The 26,277-nt window shown below is 69.2% G+C and carries 29 protein-coding genes; 16 read left to right on the forward strand and 13 right to left on the reverse strand.

Translation table 11 applies throughout. The features are described 5' to 3' along the window. Positions 1–109 precede the first annotated feature (109 nt). A complete protein-coding gene (locus PE061_RS02380; RefSeq protein ID WP_271257623.1) occupies positions 110–511 on the forward strand; it encodes a hypothetical protein in 402 nt (133 codons plus the stop codon). On the opposite strand, the gene PE061_RS02385 is transcribed toward PE061_RS02380, so the two are convergent. Then, the gene (locus PE061_RS02385; RefSeq protein ID WP_271257624.1) at positions 480–1,412 is read right to left on the reverse strand and encodes a DMT family transporter; all 933 of its coding nucleotides are present in this window, start codon (positions 1,410–1,412) and stop codon (positions 480–482) included. The two genes, PE061_RS02380 and PE061_RS02385, sit on opposite strands and share 32 nt — an antisense overlap. An 84-nt stretch (positions 1,413–1,496) precedes the next feature. On the opposite strand from PE061_RS02385, the gene PE061_RS02390 reads away from it, so the two are divergent. Next, the gene (locus tag PE061_RS02390) at positions 1,497–2,588 is read left to right on the forward strand and encodes an alkene reductase (RefSeq protein WP_271257625.1); all 1,092 of its coding nucleotides are present in this window, start codon (positions 1,497–1,499) and stop codon (positions 2,586–2,588) included. Between the two features lie 19 nt (positions 2,589–2,607). On the opposite strand, the gene infC is transcribed toward PE061_RS02390, so the two are convergent. Then, entirely contained in the window at positions 2,608–3,144 is a 537-nt protein-coding gene (gene infC / locus PE061_RS02395) for a translation initiation factor IF-3 (RefSeq protein ID WP_207791278.1), read from the reverse strand. A gap of 123 nt (positions 3,145–3,267) precedes the next feature. After that, the gene (gene thrS, locus PE061_RS02400) at positions 3,268–5,256 is read right to left on the reverse strand and encodes a threonine--tRNA ligase (RefSeq protein ID WP_271257626.1); all 1,989 of its coding nucleotides are present in this window, start codon (positions 5,254–5,256) and stop codon (positions 3,268–3,270) included. A gap of 166 nt (positions 5,257–5,422) precedes the next feature. Between thrS and PE061_RS02405 the strand changes: the two genes are divergently transcribed. From PE061_RS02405 to PE061_RS02420, 4 genes are read left to right on the forward strand one after another with little or no spacing between them, the layout of a single operon-like run. Further along, entirely contained in the window at positions 5,423–6,529 is a 1,107-nt protein-coding gene (locus tag PE061_RS02405; protein WP_271257627.1) for a YjgN family protein, read from the forward strand. Positions 6,530–6,535: 6 nt separating this feature from the next. Then, positions 6,536–7,579, forward strand: a complete 1,044-nt coding sequence (locus tag PE061_RS02410; protein WP_271257628.1) for a M48 family metallopeptidase — start codon at positions 6,536–6,538, stop codon at positions 7,577–7,579. A 13-nt stretch (positions 7,580–7,592) separates the two neighbouring features. Further along, positions 7,593–8,315, forward strand: coding sequence for an alpha/beta hydrolase (locus tag PE061_RS02415; RefSeq protein WP_271257629.1), 723 nt, complete (start codon positions 7,593–7,595; stop codon positions 8,313–8,315). Beyond that, entirely contained in the window at positions 8,316–9,068 is a 753-nt protein-coding gene (locus PE061_RS02420; protein WP_271257630.1) for a tetratricopeptide repeat protein, read from the forward strand. It begins immediately after the preceding gene. A gap of 2 nt (positions 9,069–9,070) precedes the next feature. Here the strand turns inward: PE061_RS02420 and PE061_RS02425 are convergent, their stop codons facing one another. From PE061_RS02425 to PE061_RS02445, 5 genes are read right to left on the reverse strand one after another with little or no spacing between them, the layout of a single operon-like run. Continuing rightward, positions 9,071–9,457, reverse strand: coding sequence for a DUF6491 family protein (locus PE061_RS02425; RefSeq protein ID WP_271257631.1), 387 nt, complete (start codon positions 9,455–9,457; stop codon positions 9,071–9,073). 54 nt (positions 9,458–9,511) lie between these two features. Next, complete coding sequence (locus PE061_RS02430; protein ID WP_271257632.1) at positions 9,512–11,311, reverse strand: gamma-glutamyltransferase family protein; 1,800 nt, start codon at positions 11,309–11,311, stop codon at positions 9,512–9,514. 15 nt (positions 11,312–11,326) lie between these two features. Next, a complete protein-coding gene (gene gloB, locus PE061_RS02435; protein ID WP_271257633.1) occupies positions 11,327–12,052 on the reverse strand; it encodes a hydroxyacylglutathione hydrolase in 726 nt (241 codons plus the stop codon). Positions 12,053–12,058: 6 nt separating this feature from the next. Then, complete coding sequence (locus PE061_RS02440; protein WP_271257634.1) at positions 12,059–12,475, reverse strand: VOC family protein; 417 nt, start codon at positions 12,473–12,475, stop codon at positions 12,059–12,061. Then, entirely contained in the window at positions 12,472–12,924 is a 453-nt protein-coding gene (locus PE061_RS02445; protein WP_271257635.1) for an acyl-CoA thioesterase, read from the reverse strand. The genes PE061_RS02440 and PE061_RS02445 overlap by 4 nt, the downstream gene beginning before the upstream one ends. 77 nt (positions 12,925–13,001) lie before the next feature. Here PE061_RS02445 and PE061_RS02450 point away from each other — a divergent pair, with 77 nt between their 5' ends. Beyond that, positions 13,002–13,721 carry an SIMPL domain-containing protein gene (locus PE061_RS02450; RefSeq protein WP_271257636.1) on the forward strand — a complete coding sequence of 240 codons (720 nt, stop codon included), beginning with the start codon at positions 13,002–13,004 and terminating at the stop codon, positions 13,719–13,721. 38 nt (positions 13,722–13,759) lie between these two features. Here PE061_RS02450 and dnaA read toward each other — a convergent pair whose 3' ends face one another. Together dnaA and rpsT are read right to left on the reverse strand one after the other, a co-directional pair. After that, positions 13,760–15,190 (reverse strand): chromosomal replication initiator protein DnaA, encoded by a 1,431-nt coding sequence (gene dnaA / locus PE061_RS02455; RefSeq protein ID WP_271257637.1) that lies wholly within the window; start codon positions 15,188–15,190, stop codon positions 13,760–13,762. 373 nt (positions 15,191–15,563) lie between these two features. Continuing rightward, on the reverse strand, positions 15,564–15,827 hold the full coding sequence (gene rpsT / locus PE061_RS02460; protein ID WP_271257638.1) for a 30S ribosomal protein S20: 264 nt from the start codon (positions 15,825–15,827) through the stop codon (positions 15,564–15,566). A 204-nt stretch (positions 15,828–16,031) separates the two neighbouring features. Between rpsT and PE061_RS02465 the strand changes: the two genes are divergently transcribed. Continuing rightward, entirely contained in the window at positions 16,032–16,820 is a 789-nt protein-coding gene (locus PE061_RS02465; RefSeq protein WP_271257639.1) for a thioesterase family protein, read from the forward strand. 7 nt (positions 16,821–16,827) lie between these two features. Here PE061_RS02465 and mutM read toward each other — a convergent pair whose 3' ends face one another. Continuing rightward, positions 16,828–17,631, reverse strand: coding sequence for a bifunctional DNA-formamidopyrimidine glycosylase/DNA-(apurinic or apyrimidinic site) lyase (gene mutM, locus PE061_RS02470; RefSeq protein WP_271257640.1), 804 nt, complete (start codon positions 17,629–17,631; stop codon positions 16,828–16,830). 60 nt (positions 17,632–17,691) lie between these two features. Between mutM and PE061_RS02475 the strand changes: the two genes are divergently transcribed. Genes PE061_RS02475 through PE061_RS02500 form a run of 6 tightly spaced genes read left to right on the forward strand, consistent with a single transcriptional unit; the run spans position 17,692 to position 22,734 of the window. Beyond that, a complete protein-coding gene (locus PE061_RS02475) occupies positions 17,692–18,423 on the forward strand; it encodes a class I SAM-dependent methyltransferase (protein ID WP_271257641.1) in 732 nt (243 codons plus the stop codon). Beyond that, positions 18,420–19,949 (forward strand): 2-polyprenylphenol 6-hydroxylase, encoded by a 1,530-nt coding sequence (gene ubiB, locus PE061_RS02480; RefSeq protein WP_271257642.1) that lies wholly within the window; start codon positions 18,420–18,422, stop codon positions 19,947–19,949. The genes PE061_RS02475 and ubiB overlap by 4 nt, the downstream gene beginning before the upstream one ends. A gap of 11 nt (positions 19,950–19,960) precedes the next feature. Continuing rightward, a complete protein-coding gene (gene coaBC / locus PE061_RS02485; RefSeq protein ID WP_271257643.1) occupies positions 19,961–21,187 on the forward strand; it encodes a bifunctional phosphopantothenoylcysteine decarboxylase/phosphopantothenate--cysteine ligase CoaBC in 1,227 nt (408 codons plus the stop codon). After that, positions 21,171–21,617 carry a dUTP diphosphatase gene (dut, locus tag PE061_RS02490; RefSeq protein ID WP_271257644.1) on the forward strand — a complete coding sequence of 149 codons (447 nt, stop codon included), beginning with the start codon at positions 21,171–21,173 and terminating at the stop codon, positions 21,615–21,617. The genes coaBC and dut overlap by 17 nt, the downstream gene beginning before the upstream one ends. Then, entirely contained in the window at positions 21,614–22,369 is a 756-nt protein-coding gene (locus tag PE061_RS02495) for a HesA/MoeB/ThiF family protein (RefSeq protein WP_271257645.1), read from the forward strand. Before dut ends, PE061_RS02495 begins: the two co-directional genes overlap by 4 nt. After that, on the forward strand, positions 22,366–22,734 hold the full coding sequence (locus PE061_RS02500) for a DsrE family protein (RefSeq protein ID WP_271257646.1): 369 nt from the start codon (positions 22,366–22,368) through the stop codon (positions 22,732–22,734). The genes PE061_RS02495 and PE061_RS02500 overlap by 4 nt, the downstream gene beginning before the upstream one ends. Here PE061_RS02500 and PE061_RS02505 read toward each other — a convergent pair. Continuing rightward, positions 22,731–23,231 carry an SH3 domain-containing protein gene (locus PE061_RS02505; RefSeq protein WP_271257647.1) on the reverse strand — a complete coding sequence of 167 codons (501 nt, stop codon included), beginning with the start codon at positions 23,229–23,231 and terminating at the stop codon, positions 22,731–22,733. The genes PE061_RS02500 and PE061_RS02505 overlap by 4 nt on opposite strands. 92 nt (positions 23,232–23,323) lie before the next feature. Here PE061_RS02505 and PE061_RS02510 point away from each other — a divergent pair, with 92 nt between their 5' ends. Beyond that, the gene (locus PE061_RS02510) at positions 23,324–24,316 is read left to right on the forward strand and encodes a 2-hydroxyacid dehydrogenase (RefSeq protein WP_271257648.1); all 993 of its coding nucleotides are present in this window, start codon (positions 23,324–23,326) and stop codon (positions 24,314–24,316) included. A gap of 146 nt (positions 24,317–24,462) precedes the next feature. Then, positions 24,463–24,750, forward strand: coding sequence for a hypothetical protein (locus PE061_RS02515; RefSeq protein WP_271257649.1), 288 nt, complete (start codon positions 24,463–24,465; stop codon positions 24,748–24,750). Positions 24,751–24,753: 3 nt separating this feature from the next. Here PE061_RS02515 and PE061_RS02520 read toward each other — a convergent pair whose 3' ends face one another. After that, positions 24,754–26,160, reverse strand: a complete 1,407-nt coding sequence (locus PE061_RS02520; protein WP_271257650.1) for an NAD(P)H-dependent flavin oxidoreductase — start codon at positions 26,158–26,160, stop codon at positions 24,754–24,756. Positions 26,161–26,277 lie beyond the last annotated feature (117 nt).

Consider the following 26,277-nt stretch of genomic DNA (forward strand, 5'->3'; position numbering starts at 1 on the left):
GCGAGCATAGCGGGGACGGGCAGGTTTCCAATTACCTGCCGGGTAATCGACACGCCCCCGCCCCGAAAGGCAGCCTTGCCGCATCGAAACGCGATCAAGGAGAAACGTCATGTCCCTCAGCCCCGACAGCTTCACCCGGCGCACGCTGCTGCTCGATGCCGCGATGTCCGGCGCCTGCGCCGTCCTTCTGGTTGCGGGCGCGGGTGCGCTTGCCGACCCGCTCGGCCTTCCCGAAGCGCTGCTGCGCGTCTCGGGCCTCGTCCTCGTCCCCTTCGTCGGGCTTCTCGTCTGGCTGATGCGCGCGGGCAGTCCCTCCGCCATCGGCGTGCGCGCCGTCGTCGCCATCAATCTCGCGTGGGTCGCGGCGAGCGCCGCCTTGCTGTTCTCGGGCCTCGTCGATCCGACGTCGCTCGGCACGGCGTTCGTGATCGTGCAGGCGCTCGCCGTGCTGGTGTTCGCCGAGCTTCAGATCGCGGCGCTCAGGCGGACGGCGTCGCTCCGGGCGGCGTGACCGCGCCGCCGCCGGGCGGCACGCGCTTCTCCACCGGCGGCTGCGCCGCGCTCGGCCGCCGGACGAGGATCATCGCCGCGAACAGGATGGCGATGCCCGGGATATCCGTTGCCGACAGCACCTCCGCGAACCACAGATAGCCGAGCAGCGCCGCGAACACCGGCTGGATGAGCAGCCCTACGCCGCTGGCGAGCGGCGTGAGATGCGGCAGCGCATAGATGATGAGCCCCTGCCCGATCACCTGGCTGCCGAGCGCGAGCAGGATCACCGGCATCCAGTCGTCGGGCCACACATTGCCGGGCGCGATCAGGGCCACCGGCAGCAGGCAGACCGCGCCCGCCAGCGTCACCGGCGCAAGCGTCGCCATCGCCGAAAGGCCGCCGCGTGCCTTGCCCATCACCACCAGATAGGCCGTGTAGAAAACGGCCGCGATGAAGCAGAGCAGATCGCCGAGAAGATGTTCGCCGGACACGCTGGCGGAATCCCCCATCAGCAGGCCGATGCCGAACGCCGCCAGAACGAGCGCGAGCGCCGCGACAGGCGTCGGCCACCGGCGCGCGGCGAAATAGCCGCAGATCGGGAACAGGAAGGCGGCGGCGTTGCCGAGCAGCGCCGCGTTCGCCAGTTCCGTCCGCACGATGCCGAGGTGCCAGGCCGCGAGGTCGGCCGCGAAGAAGAGGCCCGCCAGGAACAGCCACGGCACGCTCTTCAGCGGGGGCAACAGCGGCGCGTCCCGTTCCGTCGCGCGCGCCAGCGCGTAGAGCAGCGGAACAGCCAGCGCGAGGCGCCAGAACGCCGATTGCAGCGCGCCCACGTCCGCGACACGGACGAAGATCGGCCCCGCCGACAGCATTGCGCTGCCTGTCAGAAACATCGGGAAAGCGAAGCGGGGAGTTTTCATTGGCGCGCCCATACCTAATCTTGTTTGTCGCCGCCATCCCGCGCACCCACGTTGCGGGCCGGAGGGACAGCAGGAAGGTTCGTGATGCCGACACTCTTCGACCCCGTTCAGTTCGGCGCGATCGCCGCCGACAACCGCATCCTGATGGCGCCGCTCACCCGCGCCCGCGCCGACCGCGACGGCGTTCCGCAGGCGTTCGTGAAGGACTATTACGCCCAGCGCGCCGGCGCGGGCCTCATCATCTCAGAGGCGACCGGCATTTCCCGTCAGGGCCTCGGCTGGCCGAACGCGCCGGGCATCTGGTCGGAGGCGCAGGTCGCGGCATGGAAGACGGTGACGACGGCGGTGCACGACGCGGGCAGCAGGATCGTCTGCCAGCTCTGGCACATGGGCCGCCTCGTGCACCCCTCGGTGAGCGGGCTGGAGCCGGTTTCGTCGAGCGCGATCGCCGCGCCGCATTATGCCCACACCTACGAGGGCAAGAAGGACTATGTGGTGCCGCACGTGCTGACGGCGGACGAGATCGCCGGCATCGTCGCCGACTACGCCGCCGCCGCCCGCAACGCCATCAGCGCCGGCTTCGACGGCATCCAGCTCCACGCCGCGAACGGCTACCTGATCGACCAGTTCCTGCGCGACAACACCAACAGGCGCACCGACGCATACGGCGGCAGCCCGGAAAACCGCACGCGCTTCCTGAACGAGGTGCTGGACGCGGTGATCGCAGAGATCGGCGCCGACCGCACCGCGATCCGCTTCTCGCCGAACGGCGAGACGCAGGGCGTCGACGACAGCGACCCCGCCACGCTGTTCGACATCGTCGCGCGTCAGCTCGCCGGGCGCGGCCTCGCCTTCGTCGAGCTGCGCGAGCAGCGCCCCGGCGGCACGTTCGGCAAGTCCGATGTGCCGCCCGTGTCGCCGTCGTTCCGGCGCCTCTACGACGGCCCGCTGGTGCTCAACAACGATATCACGCCGGAAATGGCGGCGGAGATCGTGGAAAGCGGCAAGGCCGACGCCATCGCCTTCGGCCGCCCGTTCATCGCGAACCCGGACCTGCCGCTCCGCATCAAGGACGGTCATCCGCTGGCGACGGAAGATTACAAGCTCTGGTACGCGAACGGCCCCGAGGGCTACCTCGACTATCCGACGTGGGAACAGGCGCAGGCCGCAGCGTGATCGCCGACGGCGACCCATTCTAGAGCTTCGGCGCGATCACCATCAGCATCTGGCGCCCTTCGAGCTTCGGATGCTGCTCGACCTTGGCGTACTCGGCGGTGTCGAGCTGAACGCGCTCCAGCAGCTTCATGCCGAGCTGGAGGTGCGACATCTCGCGGCCCCGGAAACGCAGCGTCATCTTGACCTTGTCGCCTTCCTCGATGAAGCGCTGAACCGCCTTCATCTTGGTGTCGTAGTCGTGGTCGTCGATGTTCGGACGCATCTTGATCTCCTTGATCTCCTGCGTCTTCTGGTTCTTGCGGGCGGCGTTCGCCTTTTTCTGCGCCTCGTACTTGTACTTGCCGACGTCGAGGAACTTGGCGACGGGCGGATCGGCGTTGGGCGAGACCTCGACGAGATCGAGGCCGACTTCGGCGGCCGATTCAATCGCTTCTGCTGTGAGCATCACCCCGAGGTTTTCACCTTCGTGGTCGATGACACGGACTTTCGGGGACTGGATGAACTCGTTGTAGCGAGGGCCCGAGAAGTTTTGCGGCACCGGGGGGCGCCGGGTCAGAGGCGGTCGAATAGCGGTCTCTCCATAGTCATTGGCGAAAATCGAAGGCGCCTATGTAGTCGCTGGCCGCGCTTTCGAAAAGGGCGCGCTTGCAACAGGTGCGCGGAAAAATTTCGGGGTCGTTCAGCGCAGGTCCGGCGGCGTCGCCTCCGACCTCAGCCACGCGGCCGCCGCTTCGAGCGGCATCACCTTCTGGCGCTCCTCGCCGAGCGTGCGGATGGCGACGGTGCCCTCCTCGGCCTCGCGCTTGCCGACGACGAGGAGGTGGGGGACCTTGGCGAGGCTGTGCTCGCGGACCTTGTAGTTGATCTTCTCGTTGCGTGTATCCGCCTCGGCGCGGAGGCCGGCGGCGCGGAGCGTCTCGACCACGTCATTCGCGTAGCCGTCCGCGTCGGACACGATCGTCGCCGCCACCGCCTGCACCGGCGCGAGCCACATCGGCAGCCTGCCCGCGAAATGCTCGATCAGGATGCCGATGAAACGCTCGTAGCTGCCGAAGATCGCGCGGTGCAGCATCACCGGGCGGTGGCGCTCGCCGTCCTCGCCCACGTAGGACGCATCGAGCCGCTCGGGCATCACGCGGTCGGACTGGATGGTGCCCACCTGCCACGTGCGGCCGATGGCGTCGGTCAGGTGCCATTCCAGCTTCGGCGCATAGAAGGCGCCCTCGCCCGGCATTTCCTCCCAGCCGTATTCGGGCGTCGCAAGGCCCGCGGCGGCGACCGCTTCGCGAAGCTCGGCCTCCGCCACGTCCCACACGGCGTCGCTGCCGAAGCGCTTTTCCGGGCGCAGCGCCAGCTTGATCGCGTAGGTGAAGCCGAAATCCTTGTAGATGCGGTCGGCGAGCTCGCAGAAGGCGCGCACCTCGTCGACGATCTGGTCCTCGCGGCAGAAGATGTGCGCGTCGTCCTGCGTGAACTGGCGCACGCGCATCAGGCCGTGCAGCGCGCCGTGGGGCTCGTTGCGGTGGCAGCAGCCGTTCTCGTAGAGCCTGAGGGGCAGGTCGCGGTACGACTTGATGCCCTGCCGGAAGATCAGCACGTGCGCCGGGCAGTTCATCGGCTTCAGCGCCATCCACTCCGCGTCCGCCGAGACGATCGGCCCCTCGTCCTCGACGTTCGGCACCTCGTCGGGGATCACGAACATGTTCTCGCGGTACTTGCCCCAGTGGCCGGACTGCTCCCACTGGCGCGCGTCCATCACCTGCGGCGTCTTCACCTCGCGGTAGCCCGCGCCGTCGATGGCGCGGCGCATGTAGGCCTCGAGCTGGCGCCAGACCATGTAACCCTTGGGGTGCCAGAAGACGCTGCCGTGCGCCTCCTGCTGGAGGTGGAACAGGTCCATCTCCTGGCCCAGCTTGCGGTGATCGCGCTTCGCCGCTTCCTCCAGCATGTGGAGGTGCGCGTCGAGCTGCTTCTTGTTCAGCCACGCCGTGCCGTAGATGCGCGAGAGCATCGCGTTCCTCTGGTCGCCGCGCCAGTAGGCGCCCGACACGCGGGTCAGCTTGAAGGCCTGCGGATCGAGCTTGCCCGTGGAGGCGAGGTGCGGCCCCCGGCACATGTCGAACCACGTGTCGCCGGACCAGTAGACGCTGATCTCCTCGCCTTCCGGCAGCTCCGCCGCCCATTCGGCCTTGAAGGTCTCGCCCATTTCGCGCCAGCGCGCGATCAGCGCGTCGCGGTCCCACACCTCGCGCCTGAGCGGCTGGTCGGCGCGGATGATGCGGCGCATCTCCTCCTCGATCGCCGGGAGGTCCTCCTCGGTGAACGGCCGCACCGGCGCGAGGTCGTAGTAGAAGCCGTCATCCGTGGCCGGGCCGAAGGTGATCTGCGTGCCCGGAAACAGGCTCTGCACAGCCTCGGCGAGCACGTGCGCGAAGTCGTGGCGCACGAGTTCGAGCGCCTCCGCCTCGTCCTTCACGGTGACGAGCGCGAGGCTCCCATCGCGCTCGATGGGCCGTTCGAGGTCGATGACCTCGCCGTCCACCTTCGCCGCGAGCGCCGCCTTCGCCAGCCCCGGCCCGATCGCGCGCGCCACGTCGCCGCCCGTCGTGCCGCGCGGCATCTCGCGCACGGAACCGTCGGGCAGGGTGAGGCGGATCATCTCGGACATGGTCGTTTCTGGGCTTTTCTCGGTTGAATGACGCGGGGCTTATGCCTTTTCCATGCCGAGGCTGGCAACAGGCGCTTTGCAGCGGGCGCCGGACGGGAGCCACTTGTCACAAGCCGACAATAAGCGCAGCATATCAAGTATTTCCGAATACAGGGGGATTGTATTCATGGACGACGCGACTCCGGGTCATACGAGAACCGGCGATTTTTCTGACGGCTTTACTTTCCACGGCCGCTGGCAGGAATTCCTGCCGATCGCCGCGACGAACCTGCTGCTCACCATCGTCACGCTCGGAATCTACCGCTTCTGGGCGAAGACGCGCGAACGCAGGTATCTGTGGAGCCGCACGCAGTTCATCGACGAACGGCTCGAATGGGCGGGCACCGGCAAGGAGATGTTCATCGGCTTCCTGATCGTGATGGCGATCTTCGTGCCGCTGCTCGTCGTCGTGCAGTTCGGCGTGCAGGCGCTTGCGTTTCGCGGCCACGCCCTTGCCGCGGGCGTGCTGGGCCTCGGCACCTATCTCGCGATCTTCTACCTCGTCGGCCTCGCGCTGTTCCGCGCGCTCCGCTACCGGCTGAGCCGCACCTACTGGCACGGCATCCGCGGCGGCAGCGACGACGGCGGCTGGAACTACGGCGTCTCGGCGCTGTGGAAATACGTCGTCGGCTTCCTGACCTTCGGCCTGCTCATCCCGTGGACGATGGTGACGCTGTGGCGCGAGCGCTGGAGCAAGATGAGCTTCGGCCCCTTCGCCTTCGAAACCGGCGACAGCCCGCCGACACGGGGGCTGATCGGGCGCTACCTGCTGATCTACGCGACTCCGGTGGTATGGGGATTGATCGTCGCGGTGCTGGGCATGGGCACGATCTTCACGGCCATGACCGAAGCGAACCCCCGGGCAACGTCCGGCATGGCGGGGATGTTCATCCTGTCCGTGTTCAGCTTTTACATCCTCTTCTCGCTGCTCAGCCTCGCCTACTACGCGGCGTTCATGCGCAAGGTGATCGGCGAACTCGGCATCGGCGATCTGCGCTTTTCGTTCGAGGCGCGCACGATGGACTGGGTGATGCTGATCCTCGGCAACTTCGCGCTCGTCATCTTCACGCTCGGCTTCGGCATCATGTACCTCGGCTATCGCCACTGGTCTTTCTACGTCCGGCATCTGAAGGTGCAGGGCGAGGTCGATCTGGCGACGCTGACGCAGTCGACCACGCGCCTCAGGAGCGATGCGGAAGGTCTTGCCGACGCCTTCGACATCGGGGCAATCTGAGGCCGGATGACGCACGCATGGCTGTATGATGGCGAGTCCGCGCTGCGGCGGAGCGTGACGCTCGGTGCCCGCGAAGGTGCGCTGGAGATCGCGGGCGAAGACGGCAGCGCGCGCGTCTCTCCCGCCGATCTTGTCTTCATCGAGAGCCGCCCCGGCGAGACGATCTACGGCCGCAAGGACAAGCCGGGCTGGCGGCTCGGCGTTGCGGCGCCCATACCGGGCGGGATCGCCGCGCTGCTCCCGCAGGCCGAGCGCTACGGCGGCTGGATCGACCGCGTCGGCCTGTGGCGGGCAACCGCCATCGGCCTCGCGGTATCGGCGGCGGTGCTGTTCGCCGTCTACCAGCTCCCGCACTGGCTGGCGCCGCTGGTGCCGGACCGCGTGATGAAGGCCTACGGCAATGCGATGGTCGGCGATTTCGGTGGCAAGTTCTGCGCCGGGCCGGGCGGGCAGCAGGCGCTCGACGCGCTGACGCGGCGGCTCGCACCCGGGATCGAAGGTCTCAACATCCGCGTCGTCGACCTGCCCGTCGTCAACGCCGCCGCACTCCCCGGCGATAACATCGTGATCTTCGACGAGCTGCTGAAGGAAGCCAAAAGCCCGGAAGAGTTCGCAGGCGTGCTCGCGCACGAGATCGCGCACATCGAACACCGCGACGTCGCCGAGGCGATGGTGCGCGAGCTCGGCCTCGGCCTCGTGCTGACGACGCTCGGCGGCGACGTCGCCGGGAACGTCCACGGCCTCCTCTCGCTCAGCTACAGCCGCGACGCAGAAGCCGCCGCCGACGCCGAAGCGATCGCGATGATGAACCGCGCGCGCATCTCGCCCGCGCCGACCGCGGGCTTCTTCGAACGGCTCGCGAAAAGCGAGGATGCGATCGGCCGCGCGGACATGCTCGTCTACCTCTCCTCGCACCCGGTTTCGAAGGGTCGCGCCGCCGCGTTCCGCAAGGGCGCAGTGGAGGACAACGACTACACCCCCGCGCTTTCCCGCGACGAATGGGACGCGCTGGTCGATATCTGCCATAACGACCCCGACCGGCGAGACTGACGACAGGAGTTCCATGCCCACGATCACGTCGCGCGGCGGCGTTTCGCTTGCCTACGCGCATCGCGCGGGAACCGGCCCGACGCTCGTGTTCCTGCCCGGCTACATGTCGGACATGGAAGGCGGCAAGGCGCTCGCCGTGGATGCGTGGTGCGCCGAAAACGGCCGTGCCTGCCTGCGGCTCGATTATTCGGGCTGCGGCGCGAGCGGCGGCGCGTTCAGGGACGGTACGCTCGCGCGCTGGCGCGACGACGTGCTCGACGTCATCACCGCCGCCGCGCCGCAAGGCCCGCTGGTGCTGATCGGCTCGTCGATGGGCGGCTGGCTGATGCTTCTCGTCGCACTGGCGATGCCCGGGCGCATCGCCGCGCTGGTCGGCATTGCCGCTGCGCCCGATTTCACCGACTGGGGCTTCAGCGACGCGCAGAAGGCCGCTTTCGCGCGCGGCGAGGACCTCGTCGAGCCCTCCGCCTATTCGGACGAGCCCTATGTCACCACCGCCGCCTTCTGGCGCTCGGGCGAGGCGAACCGGCTGCTGGACGGGCCGATCCCGCTTGCCTGCCCCGTGCGGCTGCTGCACGGGCAGGCCGACCCGGACGTGCCCTGGTCCGTCTCGCTCCGTCTTGCCGGGGCGCTCGGTTCAGCCGACGTACAGACGCTGCTGGTGAAAGACGGCGACCACCGCCTGTCGCGGCCGCAGGACATCGCGCTGCTGCTGCGCGTGATCGAGGACCTCTAGATGCTGACGCTCGCCGCCCTCATGCTGATGCAGGTGGTCGCGCCGCTGCCGGGACCGGCCGCGCCCGCCGGCGACCGCGCGCTCTACGCGGACTGCGTGCGCGCCGCGAACGAAGGCGTACCGGGCGCCATCGACGCCGCGACGCGCTGGCTGAACGCGAGCGGCGGCGTGCCCGCGCGGCACTGCCTCGGCCTTGCCTACATGGGCGCGAACCGGCCCGCCGACGCGGCGCGTGCGTTCGAGGACGCGGCGCGCGTCGCCGAATCGAAGGGCGACGCCTCCGCCGCCGAGCTTTACGGGCAGGCGGGCAACGCGCTGCTGCTCGCGGGACAGTACGCGCGCGCCGAGGTGGTGCTGAACAATGCGCTCGTGCTCGCGGCGCAGCAGGGCAAGGCGAAGGGCGAACTGCTGATCGACCGCGCCCGCGCCCGCGAGGCGCAGGGCAACAGCACCGGCGCCCGCGCCGATCTCGAACAGGCGGTCACGCTCGCGCCGAACGACGCGGCGGGCTGGCTGCTGCTGGGCGCATTGGCGCGGCGCGAGGAGCGGCTCGACGACGCGCGCCCGGCAATCGCGAACGCGCTCAGGCTCGCGCCGAACGACCCCGACGTGCAGCTCGAGGCGGGCAACATGGCGGCGATGGACGGCGACTATGCGAAGGCCCGGGCGTTGTGGAACGCCGCCGTCCGCGCCGGGCGCGACACGCCCGCCGGCAAGGCCGCCGACGCCGCGCTGCTCAGGAACCCCGAGTAGCGCTATTCGCCCTTCGGCGGCAGCTCCCACGGCGTGAACGACGACAGGCCGCAGCTTCCCGTGGTCATCTTCGTCGTCGTGTCGAACAGCGTGATGATGTCGCCGCGGCAGTATTGCGCGATCGACGAGCTGTGCCTGAACGCGTCGTTCTTGAGGCCCCGGCAGCTTTGCGGGAAGTCCATCCGGTACACGCGGCTCCCGCGCATGTGGAAGAAGGCCACATAGTCGTTCACGGCCTCGACGCGATCGACGTCGCGCTGCTGGATGCAGGTCACGGGCTCGCCGACGGCCTTGCCGGGCACGGCGCCGAGCGCCTCCTGGCGCGCCGGGCCATCGTTCGCGGCGCACCCCGCGAGGGCGGCCGCAGTGAGCAGAAACAGGCTACGCATGTGTTTGGTCTCCACTGATCCCCACTGCCCGAATCTAGCAGAATCCAAAGGGGTTTAGTAGCCCGCCGCCTGCCCGTCCTTCCGCATTTCGGAGGCGCCGCGATAGACGCCGGTGCCCGGATCGCGCCAGATCGCCTGATAGCCGCCATAGGGGCCGACCGCGTAGCGCACCGTGTGGCCGCGCGCGCGAAGCGCCTCGGCGACCGCCTGCGGCACGCCCGATTCGATCTCGACGACGCCGCCGTCCGTCATCGGCGCGCCGCCTTCGGGGTCGGTGGAGCCGCCGTGGTGGAAACGCGCCGCGTCGCCCGCCGCCTGCACGCCCATGCCGAAGTCGACGATGTTGACGACGATCTGCGCGTGGCCCTGCGGCTGCATGGCGCCGCCCATCAGGCCGAAGCTCATCAGCGGCTCGCCGTCCTTCGTGAGGAAAGCGGGGATGATGGTGTGGAACGGGCGCTTGCCGGGCGCGTAGGCGTTCGGATGCTTCGCATCGAGGCTGAACTGTGCGCCGCGGTCCTGAAACATGAAGCCGAGCGTGCGGCCGCTGCCGTCGTCCGGCACCAGCCCCGAGCCCATGCCGCGATAGTTGGACTGGATGAGGCTCACCATCATGCCGTCCTTGTCCGCCACGGCCATGTAGATCGTGTCCTTGCCCGCGCCTTCGATGGCAAGGCCGGGCATGTCCGTCTTCGCGGCGCGGCCCATGTCGATCGCCGCGCGCAGTTTCGCCGCGCGGTCCTTCGAGAGCAGCTCGGCGAGCGGGATCTTCGCGAAGGCGGGGTCCGCATAGAAGCGCGCGCGGTCGGCGAAGGCGCGCTTCTTCGCCTCGACGAACACGTGCCAGAAGTCGGGCGAAGCGCGGCCCATCGCCTTCAGGTCATAGCCTTCGAGGATATTGAGCATTTGCAGCGCGGCGATGCCCTGCCCGTTCGGCGGCAGCTCCCACACGTCGTAGCCGCGATAATTGACCGAGACGGGATCGACCCATTCGGACCTATGCGCGGCGAAATCCGCCAACCGGTGCGGCGCGCCGATGCGGCGGAAATACCCGTCCATCGCCCGCGCGAGGCTACCCTTGTAGAAGGCGTCGCGTCCGCCTTCCGCGATCTCGATCAGCGTCAGCGCGAGGTCGGGATTCCGGAAGACCTCGCCTTCCTTCGGCGCGCGGCCGCCGGGCATGTAGACCCGGCGCATGTTCCCGATCTCCTCGATGACGCCCGCCTTCGCCAGCGTCTCGAAGCTCGCCGTGCCGCGCGCCCAGTACTCCGCGATCAGCTCGCTGACCGGGAAGCCCTGCTGCGCGTAGCGGATCGCGGGGGCGAGCACGCGCCGCATCGGCAGCCTGCCGAACTTCGCGTGCATCTCGAACCAGCCGTCGACCGCGCCCGGAACCGTGACGGAAAGCGCACCCCAATCGGGAATCGTGCCGTCCGCGTCCTGCGCGCCGCGCGGCGTCTTCGCGATGCGCGCCTTGAGCGCGGCAAGGCTCTGCCCCGAAGGCGCGCGGCCCGAGGCGTTGAGGCCGTGGAGCTTCCCCGTCTTCGGGTCCCGGATGATCGCGAACAGGTCGCCGCCGATGCCGTTCCCGGTCGGCTCCATCAGGCCGAGCGCGGCGTTCGCCGCGATGGCCGCATCGACGGCGCTGCCGCCCTCCTTCAGCACGTCGAGCGCGACCTGTGTCGCGAGCGGCTGGCTGGTCGCGGCCATCCCGTTCAGCCCGAGCACGGCAGACCGCGTGGCGTGCGGCGCGCCCGAATAGCGGTCGCCCTGATCCTTCAGCACGGGCTCAGCCGCGAGGCCGGCCGAGGACAGCATGACGGCACCCATCGCAAGTCCGGCAAGTCGCTTCATGATGCCCCTGTCCCCCTATCGGAAATTGTCCTTCGCCGTGCGCCGCGCCGCGAGTTCGGCAACGCCCTCGGCGCGCGTGAACGGGTTCGTGGCGCGTTCGAGGCCGATGGTGGACGGCACGGTCGGCTCGCCGCGCCCGCGCATGGCGACGACTTCGGCCTGCCGCGCCGCAAGCGCCGCGTTTCCGGGCTCGACCGTCAGCGCGAAACGCCCGTTCGATTCGGTGTATTCGTGCGCGCAGTAGACGCGCGTCTCGTCGGGCAGCGCCATCAGCTTGCCGAGGCTGTCGAACATCTGCGCGGGCGTGCCCTCGAACAGCCGCCCGCAGCCCATCGCGAACAGCGTATCGCCGCAGAAGAGGACGCCGTCTTCGGGGAAGCTGTAGGCGATATGCCCGGCCGTGTGGCCGGGCACGTCGATGACGCGGCCTTCGGCGCCGCCGATCCGTACCCTATCGCCCTCGCCCACCGCGCGGTCGATGCCGGTGATCTTCGCCTGCTCGCCCCTCGGGCCGGTGACGGCGCAGCCCGTGGCCGCCTTGATCTCCGCGTTGCCGCCGACATGGTCGGGGTGCCAGTGCGTGTTCAGGATCTGCGTGATCCGCCAGCCGCGCGCCTTCGCCTCGGCGAGCACCGGCTCTGCGACGGCGGGATCGACCACCGCCGTCTCGCCGCTCGCCGCATCGTGCGCCAGCCAGACGTAGTTGTCGGAAAGCACGGGGATGCGGACGATCTCGAGCATGGCGGCCTACCAGACCCCCGTGTTGGGCATCGAGGCCCACGGCTCGGCGGGCGGCAGGCGCTCGCCCTTTTGCAGAAGCTCGATCGAGACGCCGTCCGGCGAGCGCACGAACGCCATGTGCCCGTCGCGCGGCGGGCGGTTGATGGTGACGCCGCCGTCCATCAGCCGCCGGCAGGAGTCGTAGATGTCGTCCACCGCATAGGCGAGATGGCCGAAGTTGCGCCCGCCCGTGTAGACCTCGGGGTCCCAGTTGAAGGTGAGTTCCACCTGCGCGTCCTCGTCGCCGGGCGCGGCGAGATAGACGAGCGTGAAGCGCCCGGCCTCGCTGTCCATCCGGCGCACCTCGTCGAGGCCGAGCAAATTGTAGAAGGCGATGCTCGCCTCGAGATCGCTGACGCGCACCATCGTATGGAGATACTTCATGCGGCTGCCTTTTCCGCCCTGAGCGGGCGCCCTTCATAATCCTCGAAACAGCGGACGACCCAGTCCGGCACCGGCGCGGGGGCACCGCGTGCTTCGGCGACGTTCACCGCCACCTGCTCGCCGACCGCGCGCAGGTCGTCCGCACCCGCGCCGTGAATCTCGTAGTCGAGGTGGAACGAGCTGTTGCCGATGCGGCGGCAGCGTACGCAGATGTCGATCATCTCGTCGAGCAGCACCGGCTTCTTGTATTCCACGACGTTGCGCGCGACGTGGAACTCGGGGCCCATGCCGGTCGGCGACAGGGCGTAGATGCCGACCGCGCGCCAGTATTCGGTGATGCCGATGTCGAGATATTCGAGATAGCGGGAGTTGAAGACGATGCCCTGCGGATCGCATTCCGCGTAGCGGACGCGCTTGGGGAACGAGAACCGGAAATCGGCGCGCGGCATGGAGCCCTTTCTTCGTTCAGCTGTTGTGCAGCGGCAGGACGCGATAGAGTGCGCCGAAACCGCTTATGGGGCATACAATGGCCGCTGACACCGCCAACCGCAACTCATCACTCATCATAGCCGCCGCCATTCTGGCGATCGGCGTCATCCTCGGCGGCTATCTCCTCGGCGACGGGCTGAAGCGCGCGCGCCTCGCCGACCGCGCCGTCATGATGCGTGGGCTCGCCGAGCGCGACGTGACCGCCGACCTCGCCACGTGGACGATCCGCACGCTCTCGACGGGCAACAACTTCGCCGCCGTGCAGGCCGACGCCGCGCAGGACGCGGAAACGATCCGCACCTATCTCGGCGAGCACGGCTTCACCGCAGCCGACCTCCAGCCCGCGGGCATCAGCGTCAGCCAGTGGAACAACAACGGCATCGACCAGATTCAGGTGCGCCAGCAGTTCCGCCTGCGCACCACCAGAATCGCCGAGGCCAAGGCCGCGCACGCCGGGCAGGCGGCGCTGCTGGCGCGCGGCGTCGCGCTGGAGGACGGCGGGCCCTCGATCGCCTACAGCTTCACGAAGCTGAACGATGTGAAGCCGGCGATGATCGCGGAAGCCACCAAGGACGCGCGCAAGGGCGCCGAACAGTTCGCCAAGGATTCGGGCGCGAGCGTCGGCAGCATCCGCTCGGCGAGCCAGGGCTATTTCTCGATCCAGTCGCGCGACGGCGATTCGGGCGGCCCCGCCGACGCATCGCCGGAGCAGAAGGTGCGCGTGGTGACGACGGTGGAGTTCTACCTGAAAGACTGAGGGGACATGACCTCGACGTCGTGCGTCCCTCGACTTCGCTATGCGTCGATGATCCGCGTCAGCCGCGTGATGTCGGCGTCGAGTTCGCTGTCGTCGGCGCGCAGCTCCTCGATGCGCTTCACGGCGTGCATCACCGTGGTGTGGTCGCGCCCGCCGAAGCGGCGGCCGATGTCGGGGAGCGAGCGCGGCGTCAGGCGCTTGGCGAGGAACATCGCCACCTGACGCGGCCGCGCCACCTCGCGCGCGCGGCGCGCCGACAGGAGATCGCTGAGCTTGATCGCGTAGTAGTCCGCCACCTTGCGCTGGATCTCGTCGATCGTGACCTTGCGGTCGTGCGCCTTCAGCACGTCCGCCAGCACCTGCCGCGCGAAATCGAGGTCGATGGGTTTGCCCACCAGCGTCGAGTAGGCGACGATGCGATTGAGCGCACCCTCCAGCTCGCGCACGTTCGAGGTGATCTTGCGCGCGAGGAAGTCGATCACGTCCTCGCCGACGGTCGCGCCCGGCAGACGCTTCATCTTCTCGAGGAGGATGCTGAGCCGAAGCTCGTAGTCGGCCGGGTTGATGTCGGCGACGAGGCCCCACGCGAGGCGCGAGAGGATGCGGTTCTCGATGCCTTCGAGGTTCTGTGGCGAGCGGTCGGCGGTGATGACCAGCCGTTTCCCCGCCGAGATGATCTCGTTCATCGTGTGGAAGAACTCTTCCTGCGTCGAATCCTTGCCCGCGATGAACTGCACGTCGTCGATCATCAGGAGGTCGGCGGAGCGCAGCCGGTGCTTGAACGACAGCGTGTCCTTGTCGCGCATCGCCGAGACGAACTCGACCATGAACTTCTCGGCCGACATGTAGACGACCTTCGCGCCCGGCATGGCGCTCCGGATCTGCCAGCCGATGGCGTGCATCAGGTGCGTCTTGCCGAGGCCCGTGGTGCCGTGGAGGAACAGCGGGTTGAAGTCGATGGGGCCGCCCTCGGCGACCGTGCGCGCGGCGTTGTAGGCAAGCTCGTTCGCCTTGCCGACGACGAAGCTGTCGAACGTGTAGCGCGGCTCCAGCGCGACGCCGAAAGCCGGTTCCTCGCGCACCGCCGCCGGCGCGGGCGCGGACTCCGCGGCGGCGGCCCGGAGGCCGTTCTCGACGACGATGCGGACATGCCGGACGGCAGGCGACTGCGCCGCCCAGAGCAGCCGCAGCCGCTCCGCGAAATGGCTCCTGATCCAGTCCGCCGTGAAGTGCGTCGGCGAGCCGAGCGTCACCGTGTCGGCATCGACGCTGACGAGGGCGAGCGGCTTCAGCCAGCTGTCGTAGGTGCGCGCGCCGTACTCGGCGCGCAGGTGCGCGCGAATCGTCTGCCAGATCGATTCGGCCGAATCGGTGCCGGAGAGGAACAGGGAGACGCCCTGCGCCGGGCTGCGCCCGGCCGCGTCCGTCACCGGCACGCACCGTTTCCCCGCCTGTTTGCCGTGCGTCATATCCCCCAAACCCAGCATCCTCAGACCAAGGCACACGCACGGCGACTCGCCGAACGCCAAACCAACGAAACAGCATCGTCCCGCCGGTCTATCGGCGGGAACGCGGCGTACTCTTGCGTCACTTTGGGGAAGGAGCGAACTCCCCTTTGGCGCGAAGCCGGGGGCCACCTTAGGCAGGCCCCGGACGGGCTTTCAAGGGCCGCCGGTGCCACGAAAATGAAATAAAAGATTTGACAAGGACGCCCGCCGATTCGCCGCTCCGGGCCCGCCGAAAGGCATGGTCCGTCACGCAGGCGGAACGAATCGCGAATGTGTCCCAAAGCAAAACGCCGCCGGAATCCGGCGGCGTTTGATCCTTGAATTCAAAGGATTTTCAGGCGAGCGCCTTCACGCGCTTGCTGAGTCGCGAGATGGTCCGCGCCACGGTGTTCTTGTGGAGAACGCCCTTGGTGACGCCCCGCATCATCTCCGGCTGCGCGGCCTTCAGCGCGGCGGCGGCCTCGTCCTTCTTGCCGCCCTCGAGCGCGGCCTCGACACCCTTCACGAAGGTGCGGATGCGGCTGACGCGCGACTTGTTGATCGCCTGGCGGCGGCTGTTGCGACGGATGCGCTTGCGCGCTTGCGGTGTATTCGCCATCGGGTCCTCGAATGATCCTGATCCGGACCGGCGCACGGGCCGGCTGGACGCGGGGAGACCCGCGCCCGGGAAAGCGGGCCTCCTACAAGGCGCCGCTGCCGCCGTCAAGCACGCTTTGCCGCCGCCTTCCTCACAAGTTTCGGGATGTACAGCGTCCGGGCCGCCGATAGTCTCCCGGCGTTTTTGAACGGCAAGGACGGAACCGTGGCAACAAGCCTGGGCGCAATGCTCGCCGCCGCGCGCATCGAGGGGGACGGCGCGGGCTACACGATCACCGGGGAATGGATGCAGGGGCGCACCACCTACGGCGGGCTTTCGGCGGCGCTGTGCCTTGCCGGGACGCTTGTCGCCCACGCGGACCTGCCGCCGCTCCGCTCGGCGCAGATCGCCTTCATCGGCCCGGCCGGAGGCGACGTGACGGCGCGCTCGCGCGTGCTGCGGCAGGGCAAGTCGATGACCTATGCGGAGGCCGACCTCCGCCAGGGCGAGGCGCTGGCGACGCGCTGCGTCTTCGCGTTCGGCAGCGGCCGCGAATCGGCGATCGGCATCGACCATTTCCCGATGCCCGCCGTCTCCGCTCCCGATGCGTGCGAGCCGCTATGGCGCAAACGCACGCCGCTGAGCTTCCTCCAGCAGTTCGACGCGCGCGTCGGCTTCGGCGGCAGGCCGGGCGACGGCACGGGGAACGGCGACATCGCCTACTGGTTCCGCCTGCGCGAGCCCGCCGGCATCCCGCCCGCCGTGCGCCTGCTCGCCCTCGCCGACACGCCGCCGCCCGCGGTGATGCCGATGTTCAATACGTTCGCGCCGATCAGCACCGCGACATGGCAGATCGAGGTGCTCGACACCGGGGCGAGCGGCGAGGGCTGGCACCTCATCCGCTCGACGGCGGAGACCGGCGCGAACGGCTACACCTCGCAGACGATGGGCATGTGGGATGAGCGGGGCCGCCCCGTGCTGGCGGGGCGGCAGATGGTGGCGCTGTTCGGCTAGACCCGCGCTATTTCTGGCAGGACGGGCAATAGAAGCTGGAGCGTCCGGACTGGACGATGCGGGCGACCGGCGCGGCGCAGCGCACGCAGGCCTCGCCCTCGCGGCCGTAGACGCGGAATTCGTGCTGGAAATAGCCGAGCTCGCCCGCCACCTGCCGGTAATCGCGCAAGGTGGAGCCGCCCGCGGCGATGGCGCGCTCCAGCACCTCGGGAATCGCGGCGGCGAGCCTTGCAAGCTCGGCGCGCTTCACCTTGCCGCCCTCGCGCGCCGGGTGGACCCCTGCGTCGAACAGCGCCTCGCACACGTAGATGTTGCCGAGCCCCGCGATCAGCCGCTGGTCGAGCAGCAGCGCCTTCACCGGCGCGAACCGTCCCCTGAAGCCGGAGAGATCGACCGGCGCGCCGAGCGGCTCGGGGCCGAGGCCCTTCAGCAGGAAATGGCCGTCGAGGTCGCCCGTCCGCACGAGGTGCACCGAGCCGAAGCGGCGCGCGTCGTTGAGCACGGCGCGGCGGCCCTCGTCCGTCTCGATGACGATATGGTCGTGCTTCTCGTCGGTTTCGGGGTCGACGCGCATCCGGCCCGACATGCCGAGGTGCAGGATCATCGTGTCGCCGCGGTCGGTATCGACGAGGCCGTACTTGGCGCGCCTGCGGATGCCGGTGACGACCGCGCCCGTCAGCCGCTGGCGGAGGTCCGCCGGGATCGGCCAGCGCAGGTCCGGCCGCCGCGCCTCGACGCGCGCGAGGCGGCGGCCTTCGAGGACCGGCCGCAGGCCGCGCATCACGGTTTCGACTTCGGGAAGCTCGGGCATGGCCCGAAGCCTCTATGCCGCGTTTACGAAGGGGGCAAGCGTGGGCTAAGGCAACGTCCCATGTCGGAAACAGTCTCATACGGCTTCCAGGAGGTCGCCCCCGACGAGAAGACGCGGCGCGTCGGCTCCGTCTTCGCGCGCGTCGCGGCGCGCTACGACCTGATGAACGACCTGATGTCGGGCGGGCTGCACCGGCTCTGGAAGGACGATTTCGTCCGCGCCGTGAATCCCCGCGCCGGCGAGCGCGTCCTCGATATGGCGGGCGGCACCGGCGACATCGCCTTCCGCATGGCGAAGCGCGGTGCGAAGGTGACGGTCGCGGACATCAACCCGGCGATGCTCGACGTCGGCAAGGAGCGTGCGGCGAAGCGCGGCATCCCGAACCTCGAATGGTCCGAGCAGAACGCCGAGACGCTGAGCTTCGAAAGCGCGCGCTTCGACGCCTACACGATCGCGTTCGGCATAAGGAACGTCACCGACATCCCGGCCGCGCTCCGCGAGGCGTACCGCGTGCTGACCTTCGGCGGGCGCTTCTTCTGCCTCGAGTTCTCGCGCTGCGAGTGGCCGGTGTTCGCCGACGTCTACGACAGCTATTCGATGAACGTGGTGCCGAAGATCGGCAAGGCGGTCGCGCGCGACGAGGAGGCCTACCAGTACCTCGTCGAATCGATCCGCCGCTTCCCCGACATGGGGGCGTTCAAGGCCATGATCGAAGACGCGGGCTTCGCGCGCGTCTCCGCGCGGCCCATTCTCGGCGGGGTCGTCGCCATGCACGGCGGCTGGAAGATTTGACCGCCTCTCTCGTCCATGCCTTCCGGATGCTGCGCTGGGGCCGGACGCTCGCGCGGCACGGCGCGCTGCGCGAGCTCGAGACCGCGCCGCAATCGCCGCCGCTGCTGCGCCGTATCGCGCGCCTCGCCCGCTTCGGCACCGGCGCGCCCGAAACGCCCGGCTATGCCGACGCCTTCCAGGCGCTCGGCCCCGCCGCGATCAAGCTCGGGCAGGCGCTCGCCACCCGCCCCGACCTCGTCGGGCCGGAGGCCGCGAAGGACCTCACCCGGCTTCAGGACAACCTGCCCCCCGCGCCGTTCGCCGCCGTGAAGGCCTCGATCGAGGAGGCCTTCGGCGTGCCGCTCGACTCGCTCTATTCGAGCTTCGAGGAAACGCCGGTCGGCTCGGCCTCGGTCGCGCAGGTGCACCGCGCCGTCACCACCGATGGCCGCGCTGTCGCCGTGAAGGTGCTGAAGCCGGGCATCGAGGCGGATTTCGCGCGCGCCATCGAGACCTACGAATGGGCCGCCGTCCGCGCCGAAACGATCGGCGGCGAGCTTGCCCGGCTGCGCCCGCGCGCCACCATCGCCTATTTCCGCCGCTGGGTGGAACGCGAGCTGAACCTCCGCATGGAGGCCGCGTCCGCGTCCGAACTCGCGGCGGCGCTCACCCCCGAGACCGGCTTCGTCGTGCCCGAGGTGGACTGGGCGCGCACCAGCCGCCGCGTGCTCACCATCGCGTGGATCGACGGGGTGAAGCTCACCGACCTCGCCGCCGTCGACGCCGCGGGCATCGACCGCAAGCTGCTGTCGCAATCGCTCGTCCGCAGCTTCCTCAGGCAGGCGATCGCGCACGGCTTCTTCCATGCCGACCTCCATCAGGGCAACCTGTTCGCGCTGCCGGACGGGCGGCTCGCGGTCGTCGATTTCGGCATCATGGGCCGCATCAACCGGCAGGCGCGGCTGTGGCTCGCCGAGATCCTGCACGGGCTCCTCACCGGCAACTACGCGCGCGTCGCCGAAATCCATTTCGAGGCGCAGTACGTGCCGCCGCATCACGACATGGCCGAGTTCGAAACCGCGCTGCGCTCGGTGGGCGAGCCGATCCGCGGCCTGCCCGTGAAGGACATCTCGATCGGCAACATGCTCGACGGCCTGTTCTCGATCACCCGCCAGTTCGACATGGTGACGCAGCCGCACCTGCTGCTGCTCCAGAAAACGATGGTGATGGTGGAGGGCGTCGCGCTCGCGCTCGATCCCGACGTCAACATGTGGGAGATTTCCGGCCCCTTCGTACAGGACTGGATGCGCGACGAGCTTGGCCCGGAGGCGGTCGTCGCCGACCGGATCGTCGAAAGCGTCCGCGCCCTCGCCGGTCTTCCCGACGTCCTCAAGCGGCTGGAAGCGATGGTGCCCAATCCCGGCGCCGCGCCGCCGCTGCCGCCGCTCGCCCCCCTGCCTGCGCCGCGGGGGCCTTCGCGCACGGCATGGCTGCTGCTCGGCGCCGGAATCGGCGTGGGCCTTGGCTGGCTGGCGATGACGCTTTAAGTCTCGTGTTCGTGGGCAAGCGCATCCTTCTCATCATCTCGGGCGGCATCGCCGCCTACAAGGCGCTGGAGCTCGTCCGGCTGCTGAGGAAGGACGGCATCGCCGTGCGCGCGGTGCTCACCGACGCGGCGCAGCAGTTCGTGACGCCGCTCAGCCTCGGCACGCTCACCGAGGACAATGTCTACACCGATCTCTTCGACCTGAAGGACGAGCGCGAGATCGGCCATATCCAGCTTTCGCGGCAGGCCGACCTCGTCGTGGTCGCGCCCGCGACCGCCAACATCCTCGCCAAGATGGCGGGCGGCATCGCCGACGACCTCGCCACGACGCTGCTGCTCGCCACCGACAAGCCGGTGCTCGCCGCGCCCGCGATGAACGTCCGCATGTGGCTGCACCCGGCGACGCAGCGCAATATCGTGCAGCTTCGCGCCGACGGCGTGACGATCATGGAGCCGGACGAAGGCGACATGGCCTGCGGCGAATACGGCCCCGGCCGCCTGCCCGAGCCCGAGGCGATCCTCGTGTCAATCCGCGCCATGCTCGCCGCGCCGCTCGATGAAGCGCAGGGCGCGAGCGCACGCTACGGCCTCACGCCGCCGCCGCTTGCGGGCAAGCGCGTGCTCGTCACCGCCGGGCCGACGCACGAGCCGATCGACCCCGTGCGCTACATCGCCAACCGCTCGTCCGGCAGACAGGGTTTCGCCATCGCGGGCGCGCTCGCCGCGCTCGGCGCGGACGTGACGCTCGTCGCCGGGCCGGTGGCGCTCGCGACGCCGCCGGGCGTGCGCCGCGTGGATGTCGAAACCGCGCGCGAGATGGCCGCCGCCGTCGAGGCCGCGCTCCCCACCGACGCCGCCGTGATGGTCGCCGCCGTCGCGGACTGGCGCGCCGAGGCTACGAACCAGAAGATCAAGAAGGACAAGGGCGGCCTCGAAGCGTTGCCGCTCGTCGAGAACCCGGACATCCTCGCCGGGCTCTCGAAGTCCCCGAAACGCCCCGCCCTCGTCATCGGCTTCGCCGCCGAGACCGAGAAGGTCGTCGAGCACGCGCGGGCCAAGCTCGCGCGCAAGGGCTGCGACTGGATCGTCGCCAACGACGTTTCCGGCGACGTGATGGGCGGCGCGAGGAACCGCATCCACATCGTCAGCGCGCGCGGCGTCGAGGACTGGCCGGACATGGAAAAGGACGCCGTCGCCCGGCGCCTCGCACAAAGGATCGCAGATGAGCTCACCGATTGAAATCCGCCTGAAGCGCCTTCCCCACGGCAAGGGCCTGCCGGTGCCCGCGCTCGCGACGCGCGGCGCGGCGGGCATGGACGTGGTCGCCGCCGAGGATGTCATCATCCCGCCGGGCGGGCGGCACGCCGTCGCCACCGGCTTCGCCTTCGCGATCCCCGAGGGCTACGAGGTGCAGGTGCGCCCGCGCTCCGGCCTTGCGCTCAAGAACGGCATCACCTGCCTCAACACGCCCGGCACGATCGACGCGGACTATCGCGGCGAGGTGAAGGTCATCCTCGCGAACCTCGGCGCGGAGCCCTTCGCCGTGAAGCGCGGCGAGCGCATCGCGCAGCTCGTCGCCGCGCCGGTGCAGCAGGCGCGCTTCGCGGAGGTCGACGATCTCGACGAGACGGCGCGCGGCGCCGGGGGCTTCGGCTCCACGGGACGGTGACGCTCACCGACACGCAACTCGAACGCTATGCCCGCCACATCATCCTGAAGGAGGTCGGCGGGGCCGGTCAGGCGAAGCTACTCGCCGCGCGCGTCGCCGTGGTCGGCGCGGGCGGGCTCGGCAGCCCCTGCATCCAGTATCTCGCGGCGGCAGGCGTCGGGCATCTCACGGTCATCGACGACGATGCCGTGGACCTCTCCAACCTCCAGCGGCAGGTGCTGCACGGCACCGATGACGTCGGCCGCGCCAAGACGGAAAGCGCGGCGGATGCGGTCGCCCGCCTGAACCCGGACGTGACCGTGGCGCAGCATCGCGTGCGGCTCGATGCCGGGAACGCGGCTGCGCTTCTGGCAGGCCACGACGTCATCGCGGACGGCTCCGACAGCTTCGAGACCCGCCGCGCCGTCGCCGATGCCGCGCTCGCGCTGCGCATCCCCCTCGTCGCGGCCGCGGTCGGGCCGTTCGAGGGGCAGATCGCCACCTATCGCGGCTGGGAGGCGGACAAACCCTGCTGGCGCTGCTTCGTCGGCGAGGCCGCGGACCGCGAGGGCGCGACCTGCGCCGAGGCGGGCGTGCTCGGCGCGCTCACCGGCGTGCTCGGCGCGATGCAGGCGCTGGAGGTGATCCGCGAGATCGCGCCCTTCGGCGATTCGCTTGCGGGGCGTGTTTTGCTGTATGATGCGCTCGGCGCCCGGGTCCGTACCGTGCGGCTGCCGAAGGATCCCCGATGCCCGTCGTGCGGAAACGTGTGAAACAGCAAGGTCTTGCGCTCGTGTTTGCCGAGGCGAACCACACGCGCCTGCACGGCGGCCTCAGCCTCGCGCTCGCCGCGTCCGCGCTCGGGCGGCCGGTGCGGCTGTTCTTCCAGGGCGAGGCGGTCTGCGCGCTCCAGACCGGACGCCACTGGGCGGGCGACAAGGCCTGCAAGGCGGGCGGCCTGCCGCTGCTCTCCGACCTTCTCGATCAGGCGGTCGGGGTCGGCCTGCCGATGATGGCGTGCGAATCGGGCATCCACCTCTGCGGGCTGAGCGCGCCGGGCCTCATCGCGGGCGTCGAGACCGGCGGCCTCGTCGCCTTCCTCGCCGATGCGCGGAACGACGAGCTGCTGTTCGTCTAGTTTATGGTCTCGCCCTTGTAGACGCCCCACAGGTCGACCGCGAGCACATAGCCGTTGCGGCCGCCGAGCGAGAGGCGGCACCAGCCTTCGTCGCAGACCTGGATGTCCGCGACCACGCCCGGCTCCGCGCGCCACACGGGCGGGCTCGAAAACTCGGCGCGGGCATAGAGGTTCGCGACCTTGCCGCGCACCATCGCCGTGCGCTTGCCGGAAAGCAGGTTCTTGTTCATCCAGCCGGTCTCGCCGTCCGGGTCGCGGACCTGCCGCCAGATGCCCCATTCGCGGATCACCTCCACGGGGAGCCCCTTGCGCCTGTAGGTCCACGTCACCGGATAGGCCTCGCCCGGCCCCGCGCGCATGTTGGCCTCGCCCGAGGCGATCGAGACCCAGCGCGGCGTCGGCAGGCCGGAAAGCCCCTTGGTGGCGTCCGTGTCCTGCGCCGCCGCGGGCGCTCCCGCGAACGCGGCGGCGAGCAGCAAGGCGATGGTGCGTTTCATACCGCTATTGAATCGAAACCACCCCGCCATGCAAGCGCCTCCCTCGATCTCGCGGCCTTGACGTCGCTGCGGGGCGATCCTAGCCACGGGACATGGAAGAACGCCCCCGCCGCCCGCGCGTCGTCGTCACGCGCCGCCTGCCGCAACCGGTCGAAGCGCGCATGACCGAGCTGTTCGATACCGTTCTCAATGCCGATGACATGGCGATGACGCCGGATGCCCTCGCCGCCGCGATGGCCGACTGCGACGTCTTCGTCCCCACCGTCACCGACGCCATCGACGCGGACCTCATCGCCGCCGCGCCGCCGCGGCTGAAGCTGATCGCCAACTTCGGCACCGGCGTGAACCACATTGATCTCGTCGCGGCGCGCGCGAAGGGCATCATGGTCACGAACACCCCCGGCGTCCTCACCGACGACACCGCCGACCTCGCCATGTCGCTGATCCTGTCGGTGCCGCGCCGCCTCACCGAAGGCAGCCGCCAGCTCTATTCGGGCAAGTGGGACGGCTGGAAGCCCTGCGACGTGCACGGCCACCGCATCACCGGCAAGAAGCTCGGCATCATCGGCATGGGCCGCATCGGCCAGGCCATCGCGACGCGCGCGCGCGCCTTCGGCCTGCGCATCCACTACCACAACCGCCGCCCGCTCGCCGACACGGTGGAGGGGATGCTGGGGGCGACCTACTGGGACGATCTCGACGCCATGATCGAGGCGGTGGACATCGTTTCCATCAACTGCCCGCTCACCGACGACACGCGCCACCTGTTCGACGCCCGGCGCATCGCGCTGCTCGGCCCGGACGGCTACCTCGTCAACACCGCGCGCGGCGAGATCATCGACGAGGATGCGCTGGCGGGCGCGCTCGAGAAGGGCATCATCGCGGGCGCCGGCCTCGACGTGTTCGAGGACGAGCCGCGCATCAACCCGCGCCTGCTGCCGCTGGGCAATGTGACGCTGCTGCCGCACATGGGCTCGGCGACCTTCGAGGGGCGGCAGGCGATGGGCGACAAGGTCGTCACCAACATCCGCGCGTGGGCGGACGGGCACCGCCCGCCCGATCAGGTGCTCGAAGGCTGGCTTTAGGACGAACCGCCTCTCCGGCGCGGTAAAGCGCGGGCGACGCCGCTCCGGTCAGCTTCGGTCAATCCCGCATCCGCGAAACTTTCGGAACACGTCGCGTCGCCCGGACGTTCAGATGTGCAAGTCTGTGCATTTACAGGAGAGAAGACATGCGCAAATCCATGATTGTGCTGGCGTCCGGCGCGCTGCTCGTGCTCGGCGCCTGCACCGGCAGCCGCACGGTGGACAGCGGCCTCATCGGCGCCGGCGTCGGCGCCGCGGCGGGTTCGGTGGTGCCGGGTGTGAGCACCACGGAAGGCGCGATCGCGGGCGGCGCGGCCGGCGCGATCTACGGCGCGGTGACGGACGGCGACGCCAAGCGCGGCAGCAAGAAATACTGCCGCGACCGCTATCCGCGCGATTCGCGCGAATACGATCGCTGCCGCCGCGATCGGTAAGGCTCAGTCGCCGGTCTGGATGCGTTCGACGAGTTGCTTCACGGTCGGGATGAAGCCGTTCGAATAGAACGGGTCCGTCGAGAAGTGGTGGGCGCTGTGGCCGGCGAACATGAGGTTGTCCTCGGGCGGCGCGCCGTGCGCGATGTCCTGAAGCGTCTTCTGGATGCAGAAGGAGCGCGGATCGGCGAGCCGCCCGGTGCTGTTCTTTTCCAGGTGCTCGGCCCACGCGCTGAACCGGCACTGCGACAGGCAGCCCATGCAGTCCGCCTGGTCCTTGCGCACGGCGCGCGCCGTCTCCGGCGTTTCGAACACCAGCGTGTCGTCGGGCGTCTTCAGCGCCTCGGTATAGCCCTGCGCGTGCCAGCCGCGCGCGTGCAGCAGGTCGTCGCGCGTGACGTAGTATTTCTTGTTCGCAGGCACGCCCACGTCGAGCAGGTGCGTGCGGTGGTCGTGCGGCTCGGTGGAAATGCCGATCTGCCGCTCGGAGCGGTGGATCAGCTCTTCGAGGAACGGCGTCTTCACGGCTGACGAGTAGAAGCCGGTCGGCGAGAACGCCTGCAGCAGGATGTCGCCCTCGCTCAGCGTCGTCAGCTTGCGCTTCCACACGTCCGGGATCGGGCTTTCCTGCGTCAGCAGCGGCCGCGATCCGAACTGGAAGGCGATGGTGCCGAGCTCCGGGTTGTCGACCCAGTGTTCCCATTCGCGCAGGTACCAGACGCCGCCCGCCATCACGATCGGCACGTCGTCGGAAATGCCGACCTCGCGCATCGTGTCGCGCAGGTCCTTGACGCGCGGATAGGGGTCCTGCGGCCGAAGCGGGTCTTCGGCGTTGGAAAGGCCGTTGTGCCCGCCCGCAAGCCACGGGTCTTCATAGACCACCGCGCCGAGCCACTCGGACGCCTTGCTGTACGCGCGCTTCCAGAGCGCGCGGAAGGCGCGCGCCGAGGAGATGATCGGGTAGTAATAGGTGCGGTGCCGCGCAGCGATCTCGCTCAGCTTGTAGGGCATTCCCGCGCCGCAGGTGACGCCGTCGACGAGTTCGCCGACCTTTTCGAGAACGCCTTCGAGGATGCGCTGCGCGCCGCCCATTTCCCACAGCACGTTGATGTTGATGCCGCCCGCGCCGCCCGCGATCTCGTGCGCGCGGCGAACCTGCTCGACGCCGCCCGCGATGCCGTAGGCGACCAGTTCCTCGTGGCGGTCGCCGCGCGTGCGGCCGCGATAAATCTGGGGGACGATGTTGCCGAGACTGTCATAGCTGTCGGCATTCACCGCCGAAACCGTTCCGAGACCGCCCGCCGCGGCCCACGCACCCGACGACGCATGGTTGGTTGCGGATACGCCCTTGCCGCCCTCGACGAGCGGAAGCAGCTCGCGCCCGCCCATGCGGATGGAATTCAGAAGCTTCATCGTAAACTGTGTCGTTTCTCAGCCGCAGCGCCCCTCCGGCGCCTCCCCGTTTCGCGAGCTATAGACCACGAACGCGCGCTTTGGCGCAAAAAAGTACCGAACCGTGGAATATAGCAG

The sequence above is a fragment of the Sphingosinicella microcystinivorans genome, from assembly GCF_027941835.1.
GTDB lineage: Bacteria > Pseudomonadota > Alphaproteobacteria > Sphingomonadales > Sphingomonadaceae > Sphingosinicella.